This is a genomic window from Streptomyces sp. NPDC054932 (genome assembly GCF_053610205.1).
On record NZ_JBSGXU010000332.1, the window covers coordinates 1 to 4933 of the forward strand.

The following is a 4933-nucleotide window of genomic DNA, read 5'->3' on the forward strand; positions in this document are numbered from 1 at the left end:
CGGCCCGCCCGGGGGGACGGGCCGCGGCGTCGTCGTGCCGCGCAGGGTGCCGCTCGGCGCTCAGACGGCGGCGGCGGTCCGCGTCGTGGTCGCGATGGTGGCCGAGCCGACCACGCGTGTGCCGTCGTAGAGCACGATCGCCTGGCCGGGGGCAACGCCCCGGACCGGCTCGGTGAAGGAGACGCGCAGCTCGCCGTCCACGACCTCGGCGAAGACCTCGGTCTCGCCGCCGTGGGCGCGCAGCTGGGCGGTGTAGGTGCCCGGAGCGGCGGCGACGGCGCCGCACCAGCGGGGGCGGATCGCGGTGAGGGCGCTGACGTCGAGGGCCTCGACGGGTCCGACGGTGACGGTGTTGTTCACCGGGGAGATGTCGAGGACGTAGCGCGGCTTGCCGTCGGGAGCGGGGTGCCCGATGCGCAGGCCCTTGCGCTGGCCGATGGTGAAGCCGAAGGCGCCGTCGTGGGTGCCGACCTTCTCGCCGGTCGCCCCGTCGACGATGTCGCCCTCGGCCTTGCCGAGGCGGTTCGCGAGGAAGCCCTGGGTGTCGCCGTCGGCGATGAAGCAGATGTCGTGGCTGTCGGGCTTCTTCGCGACGGCCAGACCGCGCTCCTCGGCCTCGGCACGGATCTCTTCCTTGGTGGTGAGGGTGTCACCGAGCGGGAAGAGGGCGTGGGCGAGCTGCTTCTCGTCGAGGACCCCGAGGACGTAGGACTGGTCCTTGGCCATGTCGGAGGCGCGGTGCAGCTCGCGGGAGCCGTCCTCGTTCAGGACGACGGTGGCGTAGTGGCCGGTGCAGACGGCGTCGAAGCCGAGCGCGAGGGCCTTGTCGAGCAGCGCCGCGAACTTGATCTTCTCGTTGCAGCGCAGGCAGGGGTTCGGTGTGCGGCCGGCCTCGTACTCGGAGATGAAGTCCTCGACCACGTCCTCGCGGAAGCGCTCGGCCAGGTCCCAGACGTAGAAGGGGATGCCGATGACGTCGGCGGCACGGCGGGCGTCGCGGGAGTCCTCGATGGTGCAGCAGCCGCGGGCGCCGGTCCGGAAGGACTGCGGGTTCGCGGAGAGCGCGAGGTGGACGCCGGTCACGTCGTGCCCGGCTTCGACCGCGCGGGCGGCGGCGACGGCGGAGTCCACGCCTCCGGACATGGCGGCCAGGACGCGGAGGGGACGGGCGGTGCGCGGCAGGTTCTCAGTCATAGCACCGTCCAGAGTACGGGGGAACCGAGCGGGGTCACAGCGCGTTATCGGGGTACGGGGGGTGGATCACATCGTCGAGCAGGGGAACAAGCAGGAGAAGTCGCCGGGGCGGACCCGCAGGGCCGTGCTGTTCGGCGGGCTCGGGGTCTTCGCGGTGGCGGCGGTCGCAGGCCGGGACGAGATCGCCCGTGCCTGGTGGCTGATACCGGGAGTGGCCAAGCCGCGCAAGGAGGGCGAGCTCGACCACGTGGGCGCGAGCTGGACGGCGGCCTCGCCGGCGAACTGGCGGATGGCGGACCGGCCGGACGACTACCGGGTGGACCGGATCGTCGTCCATGTCACGCAGGGCGGTTTCGAGTCGTCGGTGGACGCCTTCAAGAACCCGTGGCACCGGGCCTCGGCGCACTACATCGTGCGCGGGGACGGCCATGTGGAGCAGATGGTGCGCGAGCTGGACGTGGCCTTCCACTCGGGGAACCGCTCGATGAACGAGCGCAGCGTCGGCATCGAGCACGTGGGCTTCGTGGACCGCCCGCAGGACTTCACGGACGAAATGTATGCGGCCTCGGCCCGGCTGGCGGCCGACGTCTGCCGCCGGTACGGGATACCGGTGGACCGCACCCACATAGTGGGCCACTCCGAGGTCCCGGGCGCCGATCACACGGATCCGGGCCGCCACTGGGACTGGAAGCGGTACATCGGCCTGGTCCAGGAGGCCCTGGACCGGCCGGACCCGGTCAGCTGAGGCCCGCCGTACGGGCGCGTTCCACCGCCGGGCCGATGGCCGCGGCCAGGGCGGCGACGTCCTCCTTGGTGGAGGTGTGGCCGAGGGAGAAGCGCAGGGTGCCGCGGGCCAGCTGCGGGTCGGTGCCGGCGGCCAGCAGGACGTGGCTCGGCTGGGCCACGCCCGCGGTGCAGGCGGAGCCGGTGGAGCATTCGATGCCCTGGGCGTCGAGCAGGAGCAGCAGGGAGTCGCCCTCGCAGCCGGGGAAGCTGAAGTGGGCATTGGCCGGAAGTCGCTCCTCGGGGTCTCCCCCGAGGACGGCGTCGGGCACGGCCGCGCGGACGGCGGCGATCAGTTCGTCGCGCAGGGCGCCGACCTCGGTGGCGAACCGCTCGCGCCGTTCGGCGGCGAGGACGGCGGCCACGGCGAAGGCGGCGATGGCGGGCACGTCGAGGGTGCCGGAGCGGACGTGCCGTTCCTGGCCGCCGCCGTGCAGGACGGGTACGGGGCTCTGGTCGCGGCCGAGGAGCAGCGCGCCGATGCCGTAGGGGCCGCCGATCTTGTGGCCGCTGACGGTCATGGCGGCGAGGCCGCTGTCGCCGAAGTGGACGTCGAGCTGGCCGAAGGCCTGGACGGCGTCGGAGTGCAGCGGGACGGCGGACTCGCGGGCGATGGCGGCCAGTTCACGGACCGGCATGACGGTCCCGATCTCGTTGTTGGCCCACATCACGGTGGCCAGGGCCACGTCGTCGGGGTTGCGTTCGACGGCTTCGCGGAAGGCGTCCGCGTGCACGCGCCCGTGGCGGTCCACGGGCAGGTACTCGACCTGCGCGCCCTCGTGCTCGGCGAGCCAGTGGACCGCGTCGAGCACGGCGTGGTGCTCGACGGGGCTGGCGATGACCCGGTTCCGGGCGGGGTCGGCGTCGCGCCGGGCCCAGTAGAGGCCCTTCACCGCGAGGTTGTCGGCCTCCGTGCCCCCGGCGGTGAAGACCACCTCGCTGGGACGGGCGCCGACCGCCTCGGCGAAGGCCTCGCGGGCCTCCTCGACGGTACGGCGGGCCCGGCGGCCGGCGGCGTGCAGGGAGGATGCGTTCCCCGTGGCGGCGAACTGCGCGGTCATCGCCGCGGCGGCCTCCGGCAGCATCGGGGTGGTGGCGGCGTGGTCGAGGTAGGCCATGATCCCCCGATTCTACGAGTCCGCCGGCGGCCCCTTGCGCCGCGGGACCCCGCGATGGCCGGTGGGCGGCCGGGCGCCGCCGGATCCGTCAGGCCGGGCGCAGCGCGCGGGCCAGCTGGCGGGACTGGGCGACCAGGTGGTCCGACGAGTCCCAGACCTCGGCGTCCTCCTCCAGGAATCCACCGGCCAGGTTGCGCGTGGTGATGGAGACGCGGAGCGGGCCGGGGGCCGGGCGGCGGCGGACGTGGGTGGTGAGTTCCACCGTCGGGGTCCAGGCCACCAGGCCGAGGTCGAAGGCGGTCGGCGGCAGCGCGTCCACGGCCAGGAGGATGGAGAGCGGGTCGGCGTCGCGGCCGTCGGCCAGCTCGAACCAGGCCCGCATCTCGCCCTTGCCGGAGGGGGCGCCGACGGCCCATCCGGCGGTCGCCGGGTCCAGCCGCAGGCGCAGCCGGTCCACGATGGCGGAGCTGCCGGGGATCGGGGCCGGGCCGGCCTCGGGGCCGATGCAGTCCCCGTAGGCGGGGATGGCGGGCGGCACGGCGACCGTCCGTACGTCGTCGGGCAGGGCCGCGAGGTCGCCGTAGGAGGCGAGGACGCGGATGCGCTCGATCTCGGCACCGCTCTCGTCGTACTGGAACAGCGAGGCCTGGCCCGTGGAGAGGGTGCGGCCGACGCGGACGACCTGGGTGCGGATCACGGCGGGACCGGGCACGGAGGAGGTCAGGTAGTGCGCGGAGACGGTGAACGGGTCCGGGTGCGGGAGGGCCGCGGACAGGGCCCGGCCGACCAGGGCCAGCAGGTATCCGCCGTTCACGGCGGCGATGATCGTCCAGCCGGCGGAGAGTTCCGCGTCGTACACCCCGGGCTCGCCCGCGCGTGCGGTGATGGCGGTGTCGCGGTCGAACTCACTGTCGCCGATGGAGGCCTTGGCAGCTGCGTGTGACATGAAAACGACGGTACACCGGCTTACTACTAAGCGGTAGCTTTCTTTTGTTACGGCTCTTCGGCCACCGAGGACCGGCGGTTCCAGGCCAGCGGCGCCCGCCAGTGGTAGCGCATCGCGAGCAGGCGGAGCACGAAGGTGGTGACGATCGCGAGGCCGGTGGTGATGGCGTTGAGGGCGTGGAGGCTGATGAAGACGGCCACCATCGAGGCCCCGACCAGGGCGGGGACGGCGTACATCTCGCGGTCGCGCAGCAGCGAGGGCACCTCGTTCACCAGCACGTCGCGCAGGACGCCGCCGCCGACGGCCGTGGCGACGCCGAGCGCCGCGGAGGCCGTGAGGCCGAGGCCGAACTCGTAGGCCTTGGTCGTGCCCGTCACGCAGAACAGCCCGAGGCCGGCGGCGTCGAAGACGTTGATGGCGCGGTTGATCCGCTGCACCTCGGGGTGCAGGAAGTAGACGATCGCGGCGGCGACCAGCGGGGTCACGAAGAAGCTGAGCTCACCGAAGGCGGCGGGCGGCACGGCGCCGATCACGAGGTCACGGAAGAGACCGCCGCCCAGGGCCGTGACCAGGGCGAGGACGACGATGCCGAAGACGTCGAAGTTCTTGCGGACGGCGAGCAGCGCGCCTGCGGTGGCGAAGACGAAGATGCCGGCGAGGTCCAGGGCATGCTGGATCCCGGGCGGGAAGAGATCGTGGGGCACCGGCCCATTGTCGCCCGTCGGTTCGCACCGGAGTGACGGGTGGGGTGCGGGCCGCGGGGCCGGTGCGGCTCCGGGACCTGGGGCTCGGCCCCGGACCCCGCGCCGCGAACGGCGGCGGGGGGGGGGGCGCCGCCCCGCCCCGCCCCCCCCCCCCCCCCCCACAACCACAACCAAAAAAAAACAACCCC

5 protein-coding genes are annotated in these 4933 nt (G+C 73.4%); 1 reads left to right on the forward strand and 4 read right to left on the reverse strand.

What is annotated here, in order from left to right:
* Window positions 1-60: 60 nt before the first annotated feature.
* Complete coding sequence (gene mnmA / locus ACWGE1_RS40150; protein WP_453425416.1) at window positions 61-1194, reverse strand: tRNA 2-thiouridine(34) synthase MnmA; 1134 nt, start codon at window positions 1192-1194, stop codon at window positions 61-63.
* Window positions 1195-1255: 61 nt separating this feature from the next.
* On the opposite strand from mnmA, the gene ACWGE1_RS40155 reads away from it, so the two are divergent.
* Window positions 1256-1939 (forward strand): N-acetylmuramoyl-L-alanine amidase, encoded by a 684-nt coding sequence (locus ACWGE1_RS40155; RefSeq protein ID WP_453425417.1) that lies wholly within the window; start codon window positions 1256-1258, stop codon window positions 1937-1939.
* On the opposite strand, the gene ACWGE1_RS40160 is transcribed toward ACWGE1_RS40155, so the two are convergent.
* From ACWGE1_RS40160 to ACWGE1_RS40170, 3 genes are all read right to left on the reverse strand, one after another.
* On the reverse strand, window positions 1932-3095 hold the full coding sequence (locus ACWGE1_RS40160) for a cysteine desulfurase family protein (RefSeq protein WP_453425418.1): 1164 nt from the start codon (window positions 3093-3095) through the stop codon (window positions 1932-1934). The genes ACWGE1_RS40155 and ACWGE1_RS40160 overlap by 8 nt on opposite strands.
* 88 nt (window positions 3096-3183) lie before the next feature.
* Window positions 3184-4041, reverse strand: coding sequence for a thioesterase family protein (locus tag ACWGE1_RS40165; protein ID WP_453425419.1), 858 nt, complete (start codon window positions 4039-4041; stop codon window positions 3184-3186).
* A gap of 47 nt (window positions 4042-4088) precedes the next feature.
* The gene (locus tag ACWGE1_RS40170; protein WP_453425420.1) at window positions 4089-4745 is read right to left on the reverse strand and encodes a trimeric intracellular cation channel family protein; all 657 of its coding nucleotides are present in this window, start codon (window positions 4743-4745) and stop codon (window positions 4089-4091) included.
* Window positions 4746-4933: the final 188 nt, after the last annotated feature.